17 protein-coding genes are annotated in these 17,994 nt (G+C 68.8%); 11 read left to right on the top strand and 6 right to left on the bottom strand.

What is annotated here, in order from left to right:
• The first annotated feature begins 42 nt into the window (after positions 1-42).
• Positions 43-792 (top strand): GNAT family N-acetyltransferase, encoded by a 750-nt coding sequence (locus U5N23_RS17215; protein ID WP_322594002.1) that lies wholly within the window; start codon positions 43-45, stop codon positions 790-792.
• On the opposite strand, the gene U5N23_RS17220 is transcribed toward U5N23_RS17215, so the two are convergent.
• The 3 genes from U5N23_RS17220 to U5N23_RS17230 are packed head-to-tail and all read right to left on the bottom strand — an operon-like array spanning position 771 to position 5,603.
• The gene (locus U5N23_RS17220; RefSeq protein ID WP_322594003.1) at positions 771-2,855 is read right to left on the bottom strand and encodes a PP2C family protein-serine/threonine phosphatase; all 2,085 of its coding nucleotides are present in this window, start codon (positions 2,853-2,855) and stop codon (positions 771-773) included. The two genes, U5N23_RS17215 and U5N23_RS17220, sit on opposite strands and share 22 nt — an antisense overlap.
• Positions 2,845-4,812 (bottom strand): hypothetical protein, encoded by a 1,968-nt coding sequence (locus tag U5N23_RS17225; RefSeq protein WP_322594004.1) that lies wholly within the window; start codon positions 4,810-4,812, stop codon positions 2,845-2,847. The genes U5N23_RS17220 and U5N23_RS17225 overlap by 11 nt, the downstream gene beginning before the upstream one ends.
• A complete protein-coding gene (locus U5N23_RS17230) occupies positions 4,809-5,603 on the bottom strand; it encodes a hypothetical protein (RefSeq protein WP_322594005.1) in 795 nt (264 codons plus the stop codon). The genes U5N23_RS17225 and U5N23_RS17230 overlap by 4 nt, the downstream gene beginning before the upstream one ends.
• A gap of 95 nt (positions 5,604-5,698) precedes the next feature.
• Here U5N23_RS17230 and U5N23_RS17235 point away from each other — a divergent pair, with 95 nt between their 5' ends.
• Entirely contained in the window at positions 5,699-6,145 is a 447-nt protein-coding gene (locus U5N23_RS17235; RefSeq protein ID WP_322594006.1) for an ATP-binding protein, read from the top strand.
• A 289-nt stretch (positions 6,146-6,434) separates the two neighbouring features.
• The gene (locus U5N23_RS17240; RefSeq protein WP_322594007.1) at positions 6,435-7,190 is read left to right on the top strand and encodes a GGDEF domain-containing protein; all 756 of its coding nucleotides are present in this window, start codon (positions 6,435-6,437) and stop codon (positions 7,188-7,190) included.
• A gap of 73 nt (positions 7,191-7,263) precedes the next feature.
• Here the strand turns inward: U5N23_RS17240 and U5N23_RS17245 are convergent, their stop codons facing one another.
• Positions 7,264-8,019, bottom strand: coding sequence for a hemerythrin domain-containing protein (locus U5N23_RS17245; RefSeq protein ID WP_322594008.1), 756 nt, complete (start codon positions 8,017-8,019; stop codon positions 7,264-7,266).
• A 168-nt stretch (positions 8,020-8,187) separates the two neighbouring features.
• The gene (locus U5N23_RS17250) at positions 8,188-9,777 is read right to left on the bottom strand and encodes a choline dehydrogenase (protein WP_322594508.1); all 1,590 of its coding nucleotides are present in this window, start codon (positions 9,775-9,777) and stop codon (positions 8,188-8,190) included.
• 129 nt (positions 9,778-9,906) lie between these two features.
• Here U5N23_RS17250 and U5N23_RS17255 point away from each other — a divergent pair, with 129 nt between their 5' ends.
• The 8 genes from U5N23_RS17255 (at position 9,907) to U5N23_RS17290 (ending at position 15,923) form a co-directional block, all read left to right on the top strand.
• Positions 9,907-10,755, top strand: coding sequence for a 3-hydroxybutyryl-CoA dehydrogenase (locus U5N23_RS17255; protein ID WP_322594009.1), 849 nt, complete (start codon positions 9,907-9,909; stop codon positions 10,753-10,755).
• Between the two features lie 83 nt (positions 10,756-10,838).
• The gene (locus U5N23_RS17260; protein ID WP_322594010.1) at positions 10,839-11,657 is read left to right on the top strand and encodes a crotonase/enoyl-CoA hydratase family protein; all 819 of its coding nucleotides are present in this window, start codon (positions 10,839-10,841) and stop codon (positions 11,655-11,657) included.
• Between the two features lie 184 nt (positions 11,658-11,841).
• Positions 11,842-12,309 (top strand): MarR family transcriptional regulator, encoded by a 468-nt coding sequence (locus U5N23_RS17265; protein ID WP_322594011.1) that lies wholly within the window; start codon positions 11,842-11,844, stop codon positions 12,307-12,309.
• 65 nt (positions 12,310-12,374) lie between these two features.
• Entirely contained in the window at positions 12,375-12,791 is a 417-nt protein-coding gene (locus U5N23_RS17270; protein ID WP_322594012.1) for an organic hydroperoxide resistance protein, read from the top strand.
• Between the two features lie 3 nt (positions 12,792-12,794).
• The gene (locus U5N23_RS17275; RefSeq protein ID WP_322594013.1) at positions 12,795-13,175 is read left to right on the top strand and encodes a DUF1304 domain-containing protein; all 381 of its coding nucleotides are present in this window, start codon (positions 12,795-12,797) and stop codon (positions 13,173-13,175) included.
• A gap of 123 nt (positions 13,176-13,298) precedes the next feature.
• Positions 13,299-14,393: a DUF2855 family protein gene (locus U5N23_RS17280; protein ID WP_322594014.1), complete on the top strand. Its 1,095-nt coding sequence runs from the start codon at positions 13,299-13,301 to the stop codon at positions 14,391-14,393.
• Positions 14,394-14,427: 34 nt separating this feature from the next.
• Positions 14,428-15,459 (top strand): serine/threonine protein kinase, encoded by a 1,032-nt coding sequence (locus U5N23_RS17285; protein ID WP_322594015.1) that lies wholly within the window; start codon positions 14,428-14,430, stop codon positions 15,457-15,459.
• Between the two features lie 158 nt (positions 15,460-15,617).
• Positions 15,618-15,923, top strand: a complete 306-nt coding sequence (locus U5N23_RS17290; protein ID WP_322594016.1) for a hypothetical protein — start codon at positions 15,618-15,620, stop codon at positions 15,921-15,923.
• A 70-nt stretch (positions 15,924-15,993) separates the two neighbouring features.
• Here U5N23_RS17290 and htpG read toward each other — a convergent pair whose 3' ends face one another.
• Positions 15,994-17,970: a molecular chaperone HtpG gene (gene htpG, locus U5N23_RS17295; RefSeq protein WP_322594017.1), complete on the bottom strand. Its 1,977-nt coding sequence runs from the start codon at positions 17,968-17,970 to the stop codon at positions 15,994-15,996.
• Between the last annotated feature and the right edge of the window lie 24 nt (positions 17,971-17,994).

The raw sequence follows: 17,994 nt of genomic DNA on the forward strand, positions 1-17,994 counted from the left end.
CCTTTCGACCCGTTGCGCGCAGTGTGCGCCAAACCGTCCATCGTGCTCAGCCTTTTGCCCACCATCCCGCCCGTCCTGCTGCCCGAAGCAGCGCTGGGCCATGTGCCCCACGCGCACATCCGCCTGCTGGAGGCGCGGGACTTCGACGCATGGCTGGCCTTGCGCGAGACGGTGCTGGGCACGCTGCCCGATCCGGACTTCTACGTGCGCGAGGATGACGAGGAGGGTTTCTTCCAGGCCCACATGTACCCGGGCGGCGAAGCCATCGGCGTGTTCATGGACGACGCCCTGGTCGCCTACGCCATGATCGAACTGCCGGGCGAACAGCAGCCCCACAACCTGGGCCATGTGATCGGCCTGGACCCGGCGCAGCAGGGCCTGGTGGCGCACCTGTCGAGCTGCATGGTGCTGCCGCAGTGGCGCGGCCGCCAGCTGCAGCGCACCCTGCTGTCGGCGCGCCTGGGCCTGGCACAGGCCCACGGACGTCCCTTGTGCATGGCCATGGTGTCCCTGCTCAACCACCGCAGCCGCCACAACATGCTGCGCCAGGGCTTGCGTGTCGTCTGGACCGGCCTGATCGATGGCCTGCAGCGCCACGTGGCCATGATCGACCTGGAGCAGGGCATGGACTTTGCGACCGAGGGTGAACTGCTGCTGCCCAGCCTGGACTACGAGGCGCTGCGCGCCGCTGCGCTGGCCGGCTACGCCTGCGTGGGCGAGGTGCGCGCACCCGACGGGGCGGTGTCGTTGCGCTATGCGCGCCATCTGGGTCACAACCGCCGCCCCCGGTAGGTCAGCGCCACCACCGTGATGTCGTCGGCCTGGGCGGCGCCGTTCTCGAAGCCGCGCACCGAACGCACCAGTTGGTCGGGAATGCGCGCCGTGACCACGCCCCGGGGGTCGCTGCCAATCGCGGCCATGGCCGCAAGCAGGGCATCGTCCCCAAACAGGGCGTTTTCTGCATTGGTGGCCTCGGTCACGCCATCGGTGTAGAGCACCACGGTTTCTCCGGGCGCGAGCATGACCTCGCCCTCGATGTACTCCTGCCCTTCCATCACGGCCAGCGCCATGTTCCTGCCGCGCGGGAACAGCGCCGCACCCGTATCGGTCAGGCGCACTGGCGGGTTGTGGCCTGCATTCACGTACACCAGTCGCCCGGTGGGCAGGTGCAGCACGCTGTAGAACACGGTGACGAACATCATCTGGTCGTTCTCGGCGCACAGCTGGTCGTTGAGGGCCCGGATGGTGGCGCCGGGCTCGCGCAGGAACAGCGCATTGCTCTTGAGCAGGGTGCGCGAGATCGCCATGAAGAACGCCGCCGGAACGCCCTTGCCCGACACGTCGGCCACGACCACGGCCAGGTGCTCGTCGTCGATCGGGAAGTAGTCGTAGAAGTCGCCCCCGATTTCCTTGGCGGCGATCATGGTGGCCGCGATGTCGACTTCGTCCACGTCGGGCGCCGAGCGCGGCAGGATGGACAGCTGCATCTGGCGCGCAATCTCCAGCTCCTGTTGCAGGCTGGCCAGGGTGGCCTCGGTCTGCACCGCTGCCTGCAGCTCGCGCAGCAGCTTGAGCAGGCGGTTTTGCTGGTTGGTCACCAGGCCGGACATGCGGCCCAAAATACCGGCGAGCTCGGCCAGGTGGTTGGTCGGTGCAGCACCGGCTTCGGCCACGGTGGGGCTGGCCTGCGCCTCGGAGCCCGAACCGAGCGCCACGAGGATCTCCTCGCGCGAGGCCGGGTCCAGGCTGTCGGCCAGGGTGCGCAACTGGCCGCGGATCAGGCGTTCCTGCTGCTGCCGGGTCCGGATGCGCTCCTGGCGCAGGGTCTCGAGGTTGAGCAGCTCCGAGCGGATGGCCACCACGCCGCGTGCGATCTCCCCGGACTCGTCCTCGGCGTCTTCCTCCCCCTGGTCCAGCGAGGCGTCGGTAGCGCCGCGCGCCAGCGCATTGAGCACGCCGACGGAGCGCGACAGCGGCTCCATCGCATGCCGCAGGTAGACCACGAGGCCTGCCGCCAGCAGGGCGGCGAACGCCAGCGCCGCAGCCAGCGTGGTGCGCGAGAACAGCCGGTCGGCGTAGTGCGCGGCGCTCACGTCCTGCATCCAGACCAGGGCGCCGACGATGCGCGCATCGGGGTTGCGCACGGGCTGGCTGACGATGCGCAGGGCGCGCGCCCGATCATCCTGGCCTTCCAGCTGCACGGTGACCGCCTGGTTGGAGCGCACGGGGATCGGGGTGTCGGTGGCGGCCAGCACACCTGCGCGGGTCCCCACGGACTCGGCGCCACGCATGTTGGCCAGGAAGATGTCACCACCCAGGTAGGTGGCCAGCTCGGACAGCTTGGGAGCGACGTCCTGGCCCACGGCCAGCGCGCCGCCGTCGAAGCCGCGCACCACCACCCACTGGTACTGCCGCACCGCCACCTGGCTGAGCCCGCGCACGGCGCCGTTTTGGCCGCCGGCCGTGGCCACCCAGCGGACTTCGGCCATTGGCTGCGGATCGATGCCGGGCTCGGTGGTGGCCACCAGCGTGCCCTGGCGGTCGAAGACATCGATGCGCAGGCCCGGAGCGCGCCGCGTCGCGGCCGCCAGCAGGGCGTCAAGGCGGGCCGAGGCGCCCTGCACCGCCAGATCGCGCAGGGCGGCATCCTGCAGCAGTTGCTGGGCCAGCATGTCCTGGCGGTCCAGGTTTTCATTCTGCAGCTTGTCCCAGGCGATGCGCTGGTTCTGCAGCAGCACTTCGTCGTAGCGCTGCGACCAGCGCTGGTCGCTGAGCCAGCCTATCGCGGAGAAGGCCGCGACCAGCAGGGCCATGGCGGCCAGCAGGATGGCGATCAGCCGGTGCCTAAGGTGCATGCGGGCCTCCGGTGCGATCCGCATCCGCGGCGGCGCGCGGGCCGTGCCCGCCGCAAACCAGCAGCAACGACACGGCCGCGAGCAATGGCCAGCCACCGTGCAGGTGAACGCCCAGAGCGCCGCTGGCACACACCGCGCCGACGCCCATCGCGGCCCATTGGGCCGTCGAGAGCACGGGCAAGCGGCACTCGCCCTCGGCCGTGCGCGCCAGGCGGCCCAGCGCGCCACCGGCCAGCAGGGCTGCCAGCGCCAGCACCGCGTCCTGGAGGGCGCGCCCCATGGACAGCCCATCCACGGCGATGGCCAGGGCCAGCAGGGAGACTGCGGTGGCCATGGCCGCCAGCGCACCCGGGGACGGCAGGCGCCTGCGCAGGAACAACCCGGCAGCCATGCCCAGCCCCAGCATGGGTGCCCAGAGGGCGGGCTGGCCCAGCGCATGCGCGGCCAGCGCCAGGCCGAGCAGCAGGCCGGCAGCACCGGACTGGCCCAGCGCCCGCAGGCGCTCGGCGTGGGGCCGGTCCGTCCCGATCAGGGGGTTGCCGTGCACACCCGTGCGGCTGCGCCAGGGGCTGCGCGGCCCGTTCCAGCGCACCACGAAGAATCCCGCACACGCTGCCGGCAGCAGCAGCGCATAGGCGCCCTGCAGCGGGCCCAGGGCGTCCAGCGCCAGGCTGCCCAGCGCCGGCCCCAGCCAGACGGCCGTGACGGTCCAGGCGCTCCAGGTCGCTGCGCGCCAGCGCGGTCGGGCGTAGGCGTATTCGGGCCGGGTGCGCGGCACCTGTTCGACGGCCTGGCAGGCGGCCAGCACCGCCCCCACCACCAGACCGTGCCACGCGCCCGCCACCATGGCCAGGGGCCAGGGCCGGCTCGCCGGCAGGCCGCTGGCGCAGGCCATGGCCGTGGCCAGCAGGGCGATGCAGGCGGGCAGCACCACGGTGGGCGCTGGCCAGCGCCGCCAGCGTGTCACACACCAGGCCGCCGTGCAGGCCACGAAGAAGGCCGCCAGGCTGGCGGCAGGTGCCGGTGCCAGGCCCTGCCATTGCCAGGGAGTTTCGCCCTGCAGGTGCAGGCTGCGCAGCCACAGGGTCTGCAGCGCCAGCGCGCTCAGGGCCACCAGCAGCGCGATCCAGAACGCCTGCGCCTCGGCAGCGACCACCCGCACCTGGGCGATACCGTGCTCGGCGAAGCGGTCGTCGGCCTCGGCCTTGGCCAGCAATTGGTCCAGGCGTTCGCGCCGCAGGTGCTGGGGTTCCGTCTGGCGCAGCGAGGCGATCAGGCGGCGCACGCGCACCAGCCCTTCGTGCACTCCGCGCACCGCATGGCCGAGCTGCTGCACCCGCAGGTCGAACCCGCGGCGTTGCGGCAGTACCACGGCCTGGTCGTAGCGCCCCTGGGCAATGGCGCGGCGCGCACGCCAGGCGGCGTGGTTGCGCAATTCGATGCCCTGGGCCTGCGAAAAGCGCGCGGCCAGATAGGCCAGCAGGGCCAGCAGCGCGATGGCCGGCAGCAGCATGGCCGCAGTGGCGCGGGCGAAGGTGGCGGCACCGCTGTCGTGCAAGGCCAGGCGCAGGATGGCGACGGGAGCGCCGTGGACCTGCACCGGCGCCTCGGCCGTGGCACCGGCGTCGCCTGCGTCGCGCGTGGCCTGCCAGAGCACCTTGCCGTCGGGCAGCACCAGCGCCAAGGCCTGGATGTCGGACTGCGAAGCCATGCGCTGCTGGAACAGCGCCTCGACACCCACCAGGCTGCGCAGCGGGATGCCGGATTCGACGGCATGGGTGATGCGCAGGCTGAGCGACTGCGCCATCAGCTGCGAACGCGTGCGGTCGCTTGCGGCCCGCATGTCGCGCAACTGGTCATAGGTGTAGATGGACAGGAGGCTGGCCGCCAGCAGCAACAGCAGCACGGCCGCGATGCCCAGGCGGGTGGCAGGAGCGAAAGGGCCGCGCGCGCTCATTCGGTGCGCTCGCTTTCGTCCAGTCGCACCAGGCATTCGTCCATGCGCTGGCGTACCTGGGCGCTGCGCGCCAGGGCCCGCGTCTGGGTGCGCTGGCACTCGGCGCGCAGCCGGGCGGACTGCGGCTGCAGGGCCCAGAGCGTCGCCAGCCAGCCCAGCAGGCCGGCGATGGCCAGCACCAGCACCGCCATGGCGCCCAGGGTGAGCGTCTGCCCATCGGCTTGCCACACGGCCAGCCGAAAGCGCACCGGCTGGGTCGCATACGTGGCGCTGATATGGCCCACGACCTCGCCGAAGGCATTGTGCAGGGGAAGGCCCATGATGGCCTCGCCCGTGAGTGCTGCGCTCCAGATGCGGTCCTGGCGCGCGCCGGCCTCGGCCGCGCGCGCCGCACGGGGCTGCAGTGCCTCGCCGATGGCGCCCCGGTCGGTGCTGAAAAGGGCGATGCCGGCGCGGTCCACCACATCGATGGCGTACAGCTGGGTGTCACTGGCCAAGGCCCGCTCCAGCCGGGGCTGGATGCCGCGGTGATCGGGCAGGTCAAAGCCCAGCGCCAGGTCGCCCTCGATGGCGTCCTGCAGTTCCACCAGGGTCAGCGACAGGCGCGAGCGCTGGATCTGCGCCTCTTCCTGTGCGCGCACATCCAGCAGCAGGCTGGCGATCAGCGCGATGCCGGCCAGCACGATCAGCAGCCACAGTCCGCCGAGCTCCCACAGTGCGGAGAGCGTGGGCCTGGCCGCCACGGCAGTGCCGGCAGCCTGCGGCGATGGGGGCGACGAAAGCGTTGGCATGGTCCGGCTCATGCCACAATGCCTTGGCGACCCACCGGACCGCGGCGCAGACGGCGCCCGCAGGTGCAGCCCCAGGTTTCAGCGCGCAGACACCTATGAATCCACCGCTCGAATGGCAGCAGACCCTGAACGGCACCGTAGCCGAGCTTCCCGCTTTCTTCGAGCGGCTGGAGGCCTGGGCCGACGACAATGGCGTGCCCATGCCCCTGGCCTCGTCCTTCGGGCTGATGCTCGACGAATTGCTGACCAATGTGGCCATGCATGGCTATGCGGGACAGGGCGGCCTGGTGGAGGTGAGCGTGCGCTTCGATGCGCCGGCCCGCCTGCTGGCCGTGTTGCGCGACCATGGGCGGGCATTCGACCCCACCACCCTGGCGGCGCCCGATGTGGGCGCCTCGCTCGATGATCGGGACATGGGTGGCCTGGGCGTGCATTTCGTGCAGAGGTTGGCGGATCGGTTCGAGTATCGGCGCGACGGTGAGGTCAACGAAGTCACGGTGTCGCGCTGCCTGCCAGCGGCTCGGGCGGCGCAATCGCATTGAATTGTTAACAAAGTGTGTAAGCGTATCATTGTGCCCGCCGCACGGCTGTCGTTTGTTCGCCTCGCCCCGGGCTTTTTCTGATCCCGAAGAAGCCTTGATTGCACGCATCGCGGCCGGGCCTGCGGGACTGCGCCGGTTGCGGCTCGGCGGCGGCCCCGTGGTGGAGAGACTCGCCCGGCCCGGCCAGGGACGCCGGCCCTGGCCGTGCTGCGCGACAGACCACACGGACTGGCAGGCGCCTGCGGCACCCACTGAACATGCGGCCTGCCGCAAATGAGGAGAACTCCCTGTGACCCCTGCCGAGACCGACGACCTCTTTTTGCAGCGCCTGTGCGACGTCATGCAGCGCATCGCCCAGCAGGGTGACCTGCGCGCCATCGGCCCGCTCATGGACATGACGGGCGAGCGCCCCGAGGAAAGCGTGCAGGCCCGCCTGGCCGAGGCCTTCGCCCACATGGTGGTCAAGCTGGAAGCGCGCGAATTCGAGCTAGAGTGCCGCATTTCCGACCTGGACCAGACCCGCCGCGAACTGGAGGCCGCCAACCTGGACCCGCTGACCGGACTGCCCAACCGCATGATCGCGCGCGACCGGCTGCGCCAGGCCCTGACCGACGCCAGCACGCGCCAGGGGCTGCTCACGGTGCTGTTCCTGGACCTGGACAAGTTCAAGCAGGTCAACGACACCATGGGCCATGCCGCCGGCGATGAGCTGCTGTGCCTAGTGACGCAGCGCCTGCGCGGCTGCCTGCGCGAGGGCGACACCCTGGCACGCCTGGGCGGCGACGAGTTCCTGTGCGTGCTGCCCGGCGCCAGCGCCGACGATGCGCAGAGCGTGGCCAACCGCATGGTGGCGGCGCTGACCGACCGCTTCCAGCTCGCCGTCGGCGGTGCGGACATCGGCACCAGCATCGGCCTGTCGCATTTCCCCGAGCATGGGCGTGGCGTGGATGAGCTGATCGCCCATGCCGACGCCGGGCTCTACGAGGCCAAGCGCAGTGGCCGCAACCGCTGGTGCTACGCACCGGCCGGCGCTGCGGCGGCCTGAGGGGCTGAGAGCCTGACCAGCGTGGCCGAGCTGGGCATCACGCACCGGCGCTGCACCCCCTCGGGACGGGACCTCAGTACGGTGGCGCCGTCTCGGCCGGCAGGTTGAGGCTGCGCATGAGCTTGATCCACTCGTAGGGCGTGAGGTGGGACTTCACGCTGTCGAGCACGGCCTTGAACACCGGCGCCGGGGCATGGGCGCGCATGTCGGCCAGCATCGCGGTGCGCTCGGGCGGTGACATGAAGGGCACCAGCCAGCGCAGGATGGCCATCATTTCCGGCTGCGGGATGGAGGCCACCAGCGCGTTGTGGATGCCGACGAGTTCCTCGTCGCTGTAGTGGGCCCACAGCACGCTGTTGTGCCCGGTTTCCTCGGCATGCATGTGTTCGTAGTTGTGGGCGATGAACAGCGCCAGTTGCCGGTACAGCGCATGCGCCGCTGCGGGGCGCGCCGCCGTGGCACAGCCCAGCAGCTGCGTGACGCCGGCGGCCAGCGCCGTGATGGCCTTTTCGTGCTCGCCATGCTCGCATTCCAGCACCCGCGCAGCGCCGGGCGCACGCGCCTCGATGGCGGTGTGCAAAAACTCGTTCTCATGCTGCAGGTGCGAGCGGCACAGATCCAGCAACTCCATCACGCGCTCGCAGTGGGTGGCGAACTCCAGGTCGTCGGTGACGTCCATGCGGCCCAGGGCCAGCAGGGTGTCGGACATCAGGGCGCGCAGCGCCTTGTGGATACCGGCATACATGTCGACGCGCGGCGCGCCGGTGCAGGTCGATGGATCGGAATGGGCCGAGATCAGGGCCGAGATTTCGCGGGGGTCGATGTTCATCGCAGTCGTCTTCTTTCATGCTGCCCTTGCGGGCCGTTGCCACACCGTCTCTTGCGGTGTTCGGATGCACCGTGCACCCGATGAATGAAGTCTAGGAAAGCGCGGCGTTTTCGCGTGTGAACAACTTCCGCTTTCAGCGGCCTGCGGTGCGCCCCTGCGTGACATTCCTCACGCTGCGGCGCGCAGCATGTCCACCGCCTTCTCGGCGATCATCACCGTGGGTGCGTTGGTATTGCCGCTCACGATGCGCGGCATGATGGACGCATCCACCACGCGCAGGCCCTGCAGGCCGTGCACGCGCAATTGGGCGTCCACCACATCGAGCTCGCCCGGCCCCATGCGGCAGGTGCCCACCGGGTGGTAGATGGTGTCGGCGTACTGGCGGATGAACTGCTCGATCTGCGCGGGGGTCTGCGCACCGGCCGATGCGGGCAGCTCGCGCGCACCGAAGCGCGCCAGCGCCGGCTGCGCCAGGATCTCGCGCAGGCGCTGAAAGCCGCGCACCATGCGCTGCATGTCGTCGCCGTCCTCCAGAAAGCGCGGATCCACCAGCGGCAGGGCCATCGGGTCCTTGGTGGCCAGCGCCACTGAGCCCCGGCTGCGTGGTTGCAGCAGGCACACGTGGGCCGAGTAGCCATGGCCCAATACCGTCTTGCGGCCATGGTCCACGAGCTTGCCGATCACGAAGTGCAGCTGCAGGTCGGGCGCGGCCTCGGCCGGGTCGCTCTTGATGAAGCCGCCAGCCTCCGCGAAGTTGGTGGTCAGCATGCCGGTGCGGCTGCGGCGCCATTCGAGCACGCCAAGCAGTTGGCTCCACATGCCCGCGGGAGAAATGCCGAACAGGTCCTTGAGTTCTGGCGCATTGAACACCTGCACCACGTCCGGGTGGTCGTGCAGGTGCTGGCCCACGCCCGGCAGGTCGTGCAGCACCGGGATGCCATGGCGCTGCAGGTGGGCACCCGGCCCCACGCCCGACAGCATGAGCAACTGCGGCGAGAGCAGTGCACCCGCGCTGAGCAGCACCTCGCGGCTGGCACGCACCTCGTGCTGCGCACCGCCCTGGCGGTACTCCACACCCACGGCGCGCCGGCCCTCGAACAGGATGCGCGTGGCGTGCGCGCCGGTGATCACCTGCAGGTTGCTGCGCGAAAGGTGCGGCGTGAGGTAGCCCTTGGCCGCGCTGTGGCGCTCGCCATTCTTGTGCGTCACCTGGTACATGCCCACGCCTTCCTGCGTGGCGCCGTTGAAGTCGGTGTTGTGCGGGTGGCCGGCCTGCACGCCGGCCTCGTTGAAGAACTGGCTGAAACGGTTGGGCGAGCGCAGGTCGGCCACGTTCAAGGGGCCGCCCTGGCCGTGCCAGGCGTCGGCACCGCGCTCGTTGTGCTCTGCCTTGAGGAAGTAGGGCCTGACGTCCTCCCAACCCCAGCCCGGGTTGCCCTGCTCGGCCCAGTGGTCGTAGTCGGCATGCTGGCCACGGATATAGACCATGGCGTTGATGGAGCTCGAGCCGCCCAGCACCTTGCCGCGCGGCTGGTAGCCCTGGCGGCCGTTGAGCGCGGCCTGCGGCGTGGTGCTCTGGCCCCAGCCGTTGAGTTCGAACTTGGCCATCACGGCCAGGCCCGCCGGGCAGTGGATGAGCACGCTCTTGTCGGCAGGCCCTGCTTCGAGCAGGCACACGCGCACGGCGGGGTCTTCGGTGAGCCGGCCGGCCAGCACGGAGCCAGCCGAGCCGCCCCCGATCACGATGTAGTCGAACAACATGTTTTTTGTCTCCAGGCCATGCGCAGAGCCTTTGCCGCGCACGGACCCGATGGACCATAACCGAACGGGCGTGCGATTCGGCTTACCATGCTGCCCGTCTGTTTCACTTTGAAGAGAGCTCTCTATATGACGATTCAAACGGTTGGCATCATCGGCGCGGGCACCATGGGCAACGGCATTGCGCAGGCCTGCGCGGTCTCGGGCATCGACGTGGTGATGGTGGACATCTCCGATGCTGCAGTGCAAAAAGGCCTGGCCACGGTGTCGGGTAGCCTGGACCGCCTGATCAAGAAGGACAAGATCACGGCAGCCGACAAGGATGCGGCGCTGGCGCGCATCAAGGTCTCCACGAGCTACGACGACCTCAAGGCAGCGCAACTGGTGATCGAGGCCGCCACCGAGAACTACGAGCTCAAGCTCAAGATCTTGAAGCAGGTGGATGCACTGGTGGCGCCCGAGGTGCTGATCGCATCGAACACCTCCTCGATCTCCATCACCAAGCTGGCCGCCGCCACCTCGCGTGCGGACCGCTTCATCGGCATGCACTTCTTCAACCCGGTGCCCATGATGGCGCTGGTGGAGATCATCCGCGGCCTGCAGACCAGCGATGCCACGCACGACGCCGTGAAGGCACTGGCCGAGGCCCTGGGCAAGAGCCCCATCACCGTGAAAAACGCCCCTGGCTTCGTCGTCAACCGCATCCTGGTGCCCATGATCAACGAGGCCTTCTTCGTGCTGGCCGAAGGCCTGGCCACACCCGAGGACATCGACGCCGGCATGAAGCTCGGCTGCAACCAGCCCATCGGCCCGCTGGCGCTGGCGGACATGATCGGCCTGGATGTGTGCCTGGCCGTGATGGACGTGTACCTCACCGAATTCGGCGACAGCAAGTACCGCCCCTGCCCGCTGCTCAAGGAAATGGTGGCCGCCGGCCGCCTGGGCCGCAAGACCGGTCAAGGCGTGTACACCTACTGATGCGGCCGTGCGCGCTGTCCCCCCGGGGACGGCGCGCCCATCGCGTTGGGTTTTCAATCCTGGGCAAGGAGACATCCGCGTCCATGACCAGCATCACCCCCACCACGCCCCCGGCCGAAGGCTGCATCGACACCCAGGTGCTCGGCCATGTCCTCTTGATCGGCATCAACCGCCCGGCCAAGCGCAACGGCTGGACGCCGTCCATGTTCCGCCAGCTGGCCGAGGCCTACACCCGGCTGGACGATGACCCGGACCTGCGCGTGGGCGTGCTGCATGCCTTTGGCGACCACTTCACGGCGGGCCTGGACCTGCCAGCGGTGAGCGCCTACATGCAGCGCGGCGAGAAGGCCATCCCCCCGGGCCTGGTGGAACCCCACGACTACGGCCTGCCCGGCTACCGGCGCCGCACCAAGCCCATGGTGGTGGCGGTGAAGGGCATCTGCTTCACCGTGGGCATCGAGCTCATGCTGGGCGCCGACATCGTGGTCGCGGCGGACGACTGCCGCTTCTCGCAGATGGAAGTGCAGCGCGGCATCATGGCCACCGGCGGCGCCACGCTGCGCATGGCCGAGCGCGCCGGCACCGGCAACGCCTTGCTGCACCTGCTGACCGCCGACGAATTCGGCAGCGCCGAGGCGCTGCGCCTGAACTTCGTGCAGAAGGTCGTGCCCGCCGCCCAGGTGCTCGACGAGGCACTGGCCATCGCACGGCGCATCGAGGCCCAGGCCCCGAAGGCCGTGGTGGCCACCCGGCTCAACGTGCTCAAGGCCATCGAACAGGGCCAGGCGGCCGCTGTAGCCGACTTCATCCCCGTGCAGCAGCAACTGGCCAACAGCGAGGATGCGGCGGAGGGCGTGCGCGCCTTCGTCGAGAAGCGCCCTGCCCGCTTCACCGGGCGCTGAAAGCCAACCCGGCAATGGACCTGTCACGCAGGTCTGCCACCATTGCCTTGCGCACGCACGTGCGCCGTGCGTGAGTAGCACGCTTCGGCTGAAACGGGCTCCATCCTGCGACAAGACCGAGCTAGCAACAAAAGATTACACAATTCAATTGCACGCAATTAAATTTCCCGGCACAATTCATCCCATGGCACGCAGCAACCCCTCCACCCACACCCCCAGCCCGGCCCTGCTGCGCCTGGACAACCAGGTGTGCTTCGCGCTGTATTCCGCCTCGCTGGCGATGACCAAGCTGTACAAGCCCCTGCTCGAAACCGTGGGCCTGACCTACCCCCAGTACCTCGTGATGCTGGTGCTGTGGGAGCAGGATGGCGTGACCGTCTCCGAACTGGGCGAGCGCCTGTTCCTCGACTCGGGCACGCTCACCCCCCTGCTCAAGCGCCTGGAAACCTCGGGCCTGATCGCCCGCATCCGCGACGCCCAGGACGAGCGCCGCGTGCGCATCAGCCTCACGGCCCCGGGCCGGGCGCTGCGCGACAAGGCCGAGGCCATTCCGCCCTGCGTGCTCGAAAGCAGCCAGTGCACCCTGCCCGAGCTGACCGCCCTGACCGGGCAGCTCAAGACCTTCCGCGACCGGATCAACCCGGCGCGCTGATTTTTTCTTCACCGTTCGTTCCCACCCCGTCCGCTTTCAGGACATTCACCCCAAAGGAAGACACCATGACGCAACTCGAAAAAGTCCTCTACACCGCCAAGGCCCACGTGACCGGTGGCCGTGATGGCGCCGCCAAGACCGACGACGGCCGGCTGGATGTCAAGCTGTCCTCGCCCGGCACGTCCGGCACCGGCACCAACCCCGAGCAGCTGTTCGCCTCGGGCTACGCAGCCTGCTTCATCGGCGCCATGAAGGCTGTCGGCGGCAAGATCGGCATCCCCGTGCCCCAGGACGTGTCCATCGACGCCGAAGTCGACCTGGGCCCCATCCCGAACGCCTACGGCATCGCCGCCCGCCTGAACATCAGCCTGCCGGGTCTGGACTCCGCCACGGCCCAGAAGCTGGTGGACGCAGCCCACCAGGTCTGCCCCTACTCCAACGCCACGCGCGGCAACATCGACGTGACCATCACGCTGGCGTAAGCCATGGGCCGGCTGCTGCTCCCCCGCATCGCGGTGGCCCTGGTGGCCATCGAGCATGCCTACATCCTGGTGCTCGAGATGTTCTTCTGGAACAAGCCCCTGGGCCTGAAGACCTTCAACCTGACCCAGGAACTGGCCGATGCCACCACAGTGCTGGCAGCCAACCAGGGCCTGTACAACGGCTTCCTCGCGGCCGGGCTGTTCTGGGGCCTGTTCACCGGCAACCGCCTGTTCAAGATCTTCTTTCTGGTCTGCGTGATCGTGGCCGGCGTCTTCGGCGCAGCCACGGCCGTGCCCAAGATCTTCTACACCCAGGCACTGCCCGCCATCATTGCGCTGGCACTGGTGCTGGCCCTGGACAAGCCCCAGGCACGCACGGCCTGAGCGTTTGCAGCCTGCCCGAAGCGGCCCGCCGACCTTGCGTCGGTGGGCCGTTTTGCCATGGAGCTGTCGCGCAGGCGCCCTGGGCCGCTTGAGCGGCCCGGCGGATTCGTTTAGCGTGCGGCCATGAGCACCACCACCCTCCTCGTGCGCCAGGACGCCCTGGCCCATACCGCCCTGCGCACCACGCAGGATGTTCCGCTGGCCGATGGCCAGGTACGCGTGCGCGTCGAGCGCTTTGCGCTCACGGCCAACAACATCACCTATGCGGCCTTGGGCGGCATGCTGGAATACTGGCAGTTCTTCCCTTCGGACGAGACCGGCTGGGGCATCGTGCCCGTATGGGGTTTCGGCTCGGTGGTGCAGTCGCTGCACCCGGGGGTGGCCGTGGGCGAGCGGCTCTACGGCTACTGGCCCATGTCCACCCACGCTGTGCTTGCGCCCGCACGGCTGACCGAGGCCGGCTTCTACGATGGCGCGGCCCACCGCGCCAAGCTGCACGCGGTGTACAACCAGTATGTGCGCACTGGCACCGACCCGTTCTACACGCCCGGCACCGAGGACGTGCAGGCGCTGCTGCGCCCCCTGTTCATCACCTCCTGGCTGATCGACGACTTCATGGCCGACCAGCAGTTCTTCGGGGCCAAGCGCCTGCTGCTGTCCAGCGCGTCGAGCAAGACGGCCTACGGCACGGCCTTCCAGCTGGCACAGCGCGGCGGGTTGGAGGTGATCGGCCTGACCTCGCCCGGCAACGTGGCCTTCTGCGAGAGCCTGGGCTGCTACGACCGGGTGGTGGCCTACGACGCACTGGAGCAGATCGACGCGGCCACGCCTTGCATCTACATCGATTTTGCGGGCAGCGTGGCCGTGCGCGAGGCCATCCACCAGCGCTTTTCCGCCCTGGCCTACAGCTGCGCCGTGGGCGCCAGCCATGTCAACGACCTGGGCGGGGCCGGCCAGTTGCCCGGCCCTCGCCCCACCATGTTCTTTGCCCCTGCACAGATCAAGAAGCGCCGCGACGACTGGGGCGCGCAGGTGCTCAACGAGCGGCTGGTGGCCGCCTGGCAGGCCTTCGCAGCCACCGTGCAAGCGCCACCTGCGCCCTGGCTGCAGGTGCAGCAGCACCAGGGGCCCGAGGCCGCGCAGGCGCTGTTTGCCACCGTTCTGGCGGGCGGGGGCGACCCCCGCTGCGGCCACATGGCCAGCCTTCAGCCCTCCTGATCGGCGGGGGCTCCAGCGCGGGAGACAATGGGGCATGAACCGACTGCCCCCGACCGACACCTCCACCGCCCCCAGCGCCTCCGACCTGCACCCCTACGCGCGCCTGACGCCGGACCAGGTGCTCGACGCCCTGGCCAGCGTGGGCCTGTACGGAGACGGCCGGCTCATGGCCCTGTCGTCCTATGAGAACCGGGTGTACCAGGTCTCGCTCGAAGATGGCCAGCGCGTGGTGGCCAAGTTCTACCGCCCCGGCCGCTGGACGGACGCACAGATCCTCGAAGAACATGCCTTTGCCGCCGAGCTGATGGCGGCCGAGGTGCCCGCCGTGGGCCCGATGGCGCTGAACGGCAGCACCCTGCACACCCACGAAGGCTTTGCCTTTTCCGTGAGCCCCTGGCGCGGCGGGCGTGGGCCCGAGCTCGATGATTTCGACGTGCTCGAATGGATCGGCCGCTTTCTCGCGCGCATCCACACCGTGGGCACGGCCCGGCCCTTCGTGCACCGCCCGGCGCTGGACCTGCAGGGCTTTGGCACGGCGTCGCGCGACTGGCTGCTGGGCCACGAGATGATTCCGCTGGACATGCAATCGGCCTGGCGCGAGCAGTGCGACAAGGCGCTCGCATTGGTGGCGGCCAGCGGCCTCGGGGATGCCAGGGCCATCCGCCTGCATGGCGACTGCCACCCCGGCAACATCCTCTGGACGCCGACCGACCTGCCCGGCGGCGGCCCGCACTTCGTGGACCTGGACGACGCGCGCATGGGCCCGGCCGTGCAGGACCTGTGGATGCTGCTGTCCGGCGACCGGCGCCAGCGTACGCAGCAGCTCGGCGCACTGGTCGAGGGCTATGAGCAGTTCCGCAGCTTCGACCGGCGCGAGCTGGCCCTGATCGAGCCGCTGCGCACGCTGCGCCTGGTCCACTACAGCGCCTGGCTGGCGCGGCGCTGGGAGGACCCGATCTTCCCGGCCACCTTCCCCTGGTTCGGCAGCAGCGACTACTGGCGCGGCCAGGTGGACATGCTGATCGAGCAGTGCGAGGCCATGGGCGAAGAGCCGCTGAGCGCCTGAAGAAGACGTCCCCCCTGCCCAGGCAGGAGCAGATACTGGCGCGAAAGCCGAGTCTGCTGCCCGCCCTGCGGAGGTCGCGCGGCGCATAGGTGCTTGGGGCGCGGACAGGCCTCGTATATGCTTGAAGCCATCTTTGCTATTGCACACTGGCCCGCACCATGAAAGACCTGTTCCGCAACCTTCTCTCGATCCGCCAGCAACGCAAGCCGGCCCCGGTGGGCAGCGTGCCAGCGGTGGGTGTCGCCATCATCCGTGGCGACGTCAAGATGACCGTCACCGAGCCCATCTCGCGCGACCTGTGGAGCTGGATGGTGCTGTCGGGCTGGCGCAATGTGCCGGTCAAGAACGACCGCCGCCAGTACACCGAGCTGCCCGATGGTCTGCTCAAGCAGTTGATCGATGCGGCACCGACCGAGCGCGACGCTGTCCATGCCCGCATCATGGCCAAGGCGAAGGAGGAGTGAAGGCAACCCCCGTTCGCCGGGGCGATTCGCGCCCCGGTGCGGCCGCCCCAGGCGGCCGCACGCGCAGGCATCAGGCCAGCAAGGCGTTCACGCGCTTGACGTAGGCCGCCGGGTCGGCGGGCAGGCCGCCTTCGGCCAGCAGTGCCTGGTCGAACAGGATGTGCGCCAGGTCATGGAAGTGCACGCTGCCTTCGAGCTTCTTGACCAGGGCATGCTCGGCATTGACCTCCAGCACGGGCTTGGACTCGGGTGCCTGCTGGCCGGCCTGCTTGAGCATGCGTGCCAGCTGGGTGCTCATGCCGTCGTCCTGGACCACCAGGCAGGCCGGTGAGTCGACCAGGCGGGTGGTCACGCGCACGTCTTCGGCCTTGTCCTTCAGCGCCTCCTTGAGCTTGGCCAGCAGCGGCTTGAAGGCCTCGGCGGCCTCTTCGGCGGCCTTCTTCTCGGCCTCGTCCTGCAGCTTGCCCAAGTCCACGGCCCCCTTGGCCACGCTTTGCAGCGGCGTGCCGTCGAACTCGTGCAGGTAGTTCAGCGCCCACTCGTCCACGCGGTCGGTCATGAGCAGCACTTCGATACCCTTCTTCTTGAAGACTTCGAGCTGCGGGCTGTTCTTGGCTGCGGCCAGGGTGTCGGCGGTGATGTAGTAGATGGCCTCCTGGCCTTCCTTCATGCGTGCCTTGTAGTCGGCAAAGCTGACCGTGGCCGTGTCGCTGGTGGTGCTGGCAAAGCGCAGCAGCTTGGCCAGGCGCTCGCGGTTGCCAAAATCCTCGCCCAGGCCTTCCTTGAGCACCGAGCCGAACTCGGCGTAGAAGGCCGTGTACTTGCCCTCCTTGGCCTTGTCGTCGGCATCGACCACATCGGTCACGCCGTCGGCACCCGCAGCCGCTTCATGCCGGTCGTGCTTGGCCAGGTCTTCGAGCATGGAGAGCACGCGCTTGGTCGAGCCTTCGCGGATGGCGCGCACGTCGCGGCTTTCCTGGAGCAGCTCGCGGCTCACGTTGAGCGGCAGGTCGGCCGAGTCGATCACGCCCTTGACGAAGCGCAGGTAGGTCGGCATCAGCGCCTCGGCGTCGTCCATGATGAACACGCGCTTGACGTAGAGCTTGACGCCGGCCTTCTTGTCGCGGTTCCACAGGTCGAACGGCGCCTTGGCCGGGATGTACAGCAGCTGCGTGTACTCGGTGTTGCCTTCCACGCGGTTGTGCGCCCAGGTCAGCGGAGCCTCGTGGTCGTGGCTGATGGCCTTGTAGAACTCCTGGTACTGCTCTTCGGTGACGTCTTTCTTGGGGCGGGTCCACAGGGCGCTGGCCTTGTTGATGGTTTCCCACTCACCGGTCTTGGCCATGCCGCCGGGCTGGCGGCCGCCATTCTCATCCGCAGGGTTGATCAGCTCGCCGTCCTTCCACTCTTCCTTTTCCATCAGGATGGGCAGGCTGATGTGGTCGGAGTACTTGGCGATGACGGACTTGAGCTTCCAGGCGTTGAGGTATTCCTCGGCATCGTCGCGCAGGTGCAGGATGATGCTGGTGCCGCGCTGGGAGCGGGTGATCGCCTCCACCTCGAAGTCGCCGGTGCCGCCGCTGGTCCAGCGCACACCCTCTTCGGCGGGCACGCCGGCACGGCGCGACTCCACCGTGATCTTGTCGGCCACGATGAAGCCGGAGTAGAAACCCACACCGAACTGGCCGATGAGCTGCGCATCGGCCTTCTGGTCGCCCGAGAGCTTGCCCATGAAGTCCTTGGTGCCGCTCTTGGCAATCGTGCCCAGGTGGTCGATGGCCTCCTGCGCCGTCATGCCGATGCCGTTGTCGGTGATGGTCAGCGTCTTGGCGGCCTGGTCGAAGGACACGCGCACTTCCAGGTTGGGCGCGTCTTCGTACAGGGCATTGTTGTTCAGGGCTTCGAAGCGCAGCTTGTCACACGCGTCCGAGGCATTGGAGATCAGCTCGCGCAGGAAGATTTCCTGGTTGGAGTACAGCGAGTGGGTGACCAGGTGCAGAAGCTGGGCCACTTCGGCCTGGAAAGACAGGGTTTGTTTGTTGCTCATGGTGTCTTGGAGTTGCTGTCGTAC

The sequence above is a fragment of the Acidovorax sp. genome, from assembly GCF_034519795.1.
Taxonomy (GTDB): domain Bacteria; phylum Pseudomonadota; class Gammaproteobacteria; order Burkholderiales; family Burkholderiaceae_C; genus Acidovorax.

Coding starts and splice junctions, on each gene's coding strand:
- U5N23_RS17260 (WP_322594010.1), top strand. CDS start 10,839: ATGACCAGCATCACCCCCACCACGCCCCCGGCCGAAGGCTGCATCGAC.
- U5N23_RS17275 (WP_322594013.1), top strand. CDS start 12,795: ATGGGCCGGCTGCTGCTCCCCCGCATCGCGGTGGCCCTGGTGGCCATC.
- U5N23_RS17235 (WP_322594006.1), top strand. CDS start 5,699: ATGAATCCACCGCTCGAATGGCAGCAGACCCTGAACGGCACCGTAGCC.
- U5N23_RS17225 (WP_322594004.1), bottom strand. CDS start 4,812: ATGAGCGCGCGCGGCCCTTTCGCTCCTGCCACCCGCCTGGGCATCGCG.
- U5N23_RS17290 (WP_322594016.1), top strand. CDS start 15,618: ATGAAAGACCTGTTCCGCAACCTTCTCTCGATCCGCCAGCAACGCAAG.
- U5N23_RS17280 (WP_322594014.1), top strand. CDS start 13,299: ATGAGCACCACCACCCTCCTCGTGCGCCAGGACGCCCTGGCCCATACC.
- U5N23_RS17230 (WP_322594005.1), bottom strand. CDS start 5,603: ATGCCAACGCTTTCGTCGCCCCCATCGCCGCAGGCTGCCGGCACTGCC.
- U5N23_RS17270 (WP_322594012.1), top strand. CDS start 12,375: ATGACGCAACTCGAAAAAGTCCTCTACACCGCCAAGGCCCACGTGACC.
- htpG (WP_322594017.1), bottom strand. CDS start 17,970: ATGAGCAACAAACAAACCCTGTCTTTCCAGGCCGAAGTGGCCCAGCTT.
- U5N23_RS17220 (WP_322594003.1), bottom strand. CDS start 2,855: ATGCACCTTAGGCACCGGCTGATCGCCATCCTGCTGGCCGCCATGGCC.
- U5N23_RS17265 (WP_322594011.1), top strand. CDS start 11,842: ATGGCACGCAGCAACCCCTCCACCCACACCCCCAGCCCGGCCCTGCTG.
- U5N23_RS17255 (WP_322594009.1), top strand. CDS start 9,907: ATGACGATTCAAACGGTTGGCATCATCGGCGCGGGCACCATGGGCAAC.
- U5N23_RS17245 (WP_322594008.1), bottom strand. CDS start 8,019: ATGAACATCGACCCCCGCGAAATCTCGGCCCTGATCTCGGCCCATTCC.
- U5N23_RS17285 (WP_322594015.1), top strand. CDS start 14,428: ATGAACCGACTGCCCCCGACCGACACCTCCACCGCCCCCAGCGCCTCC.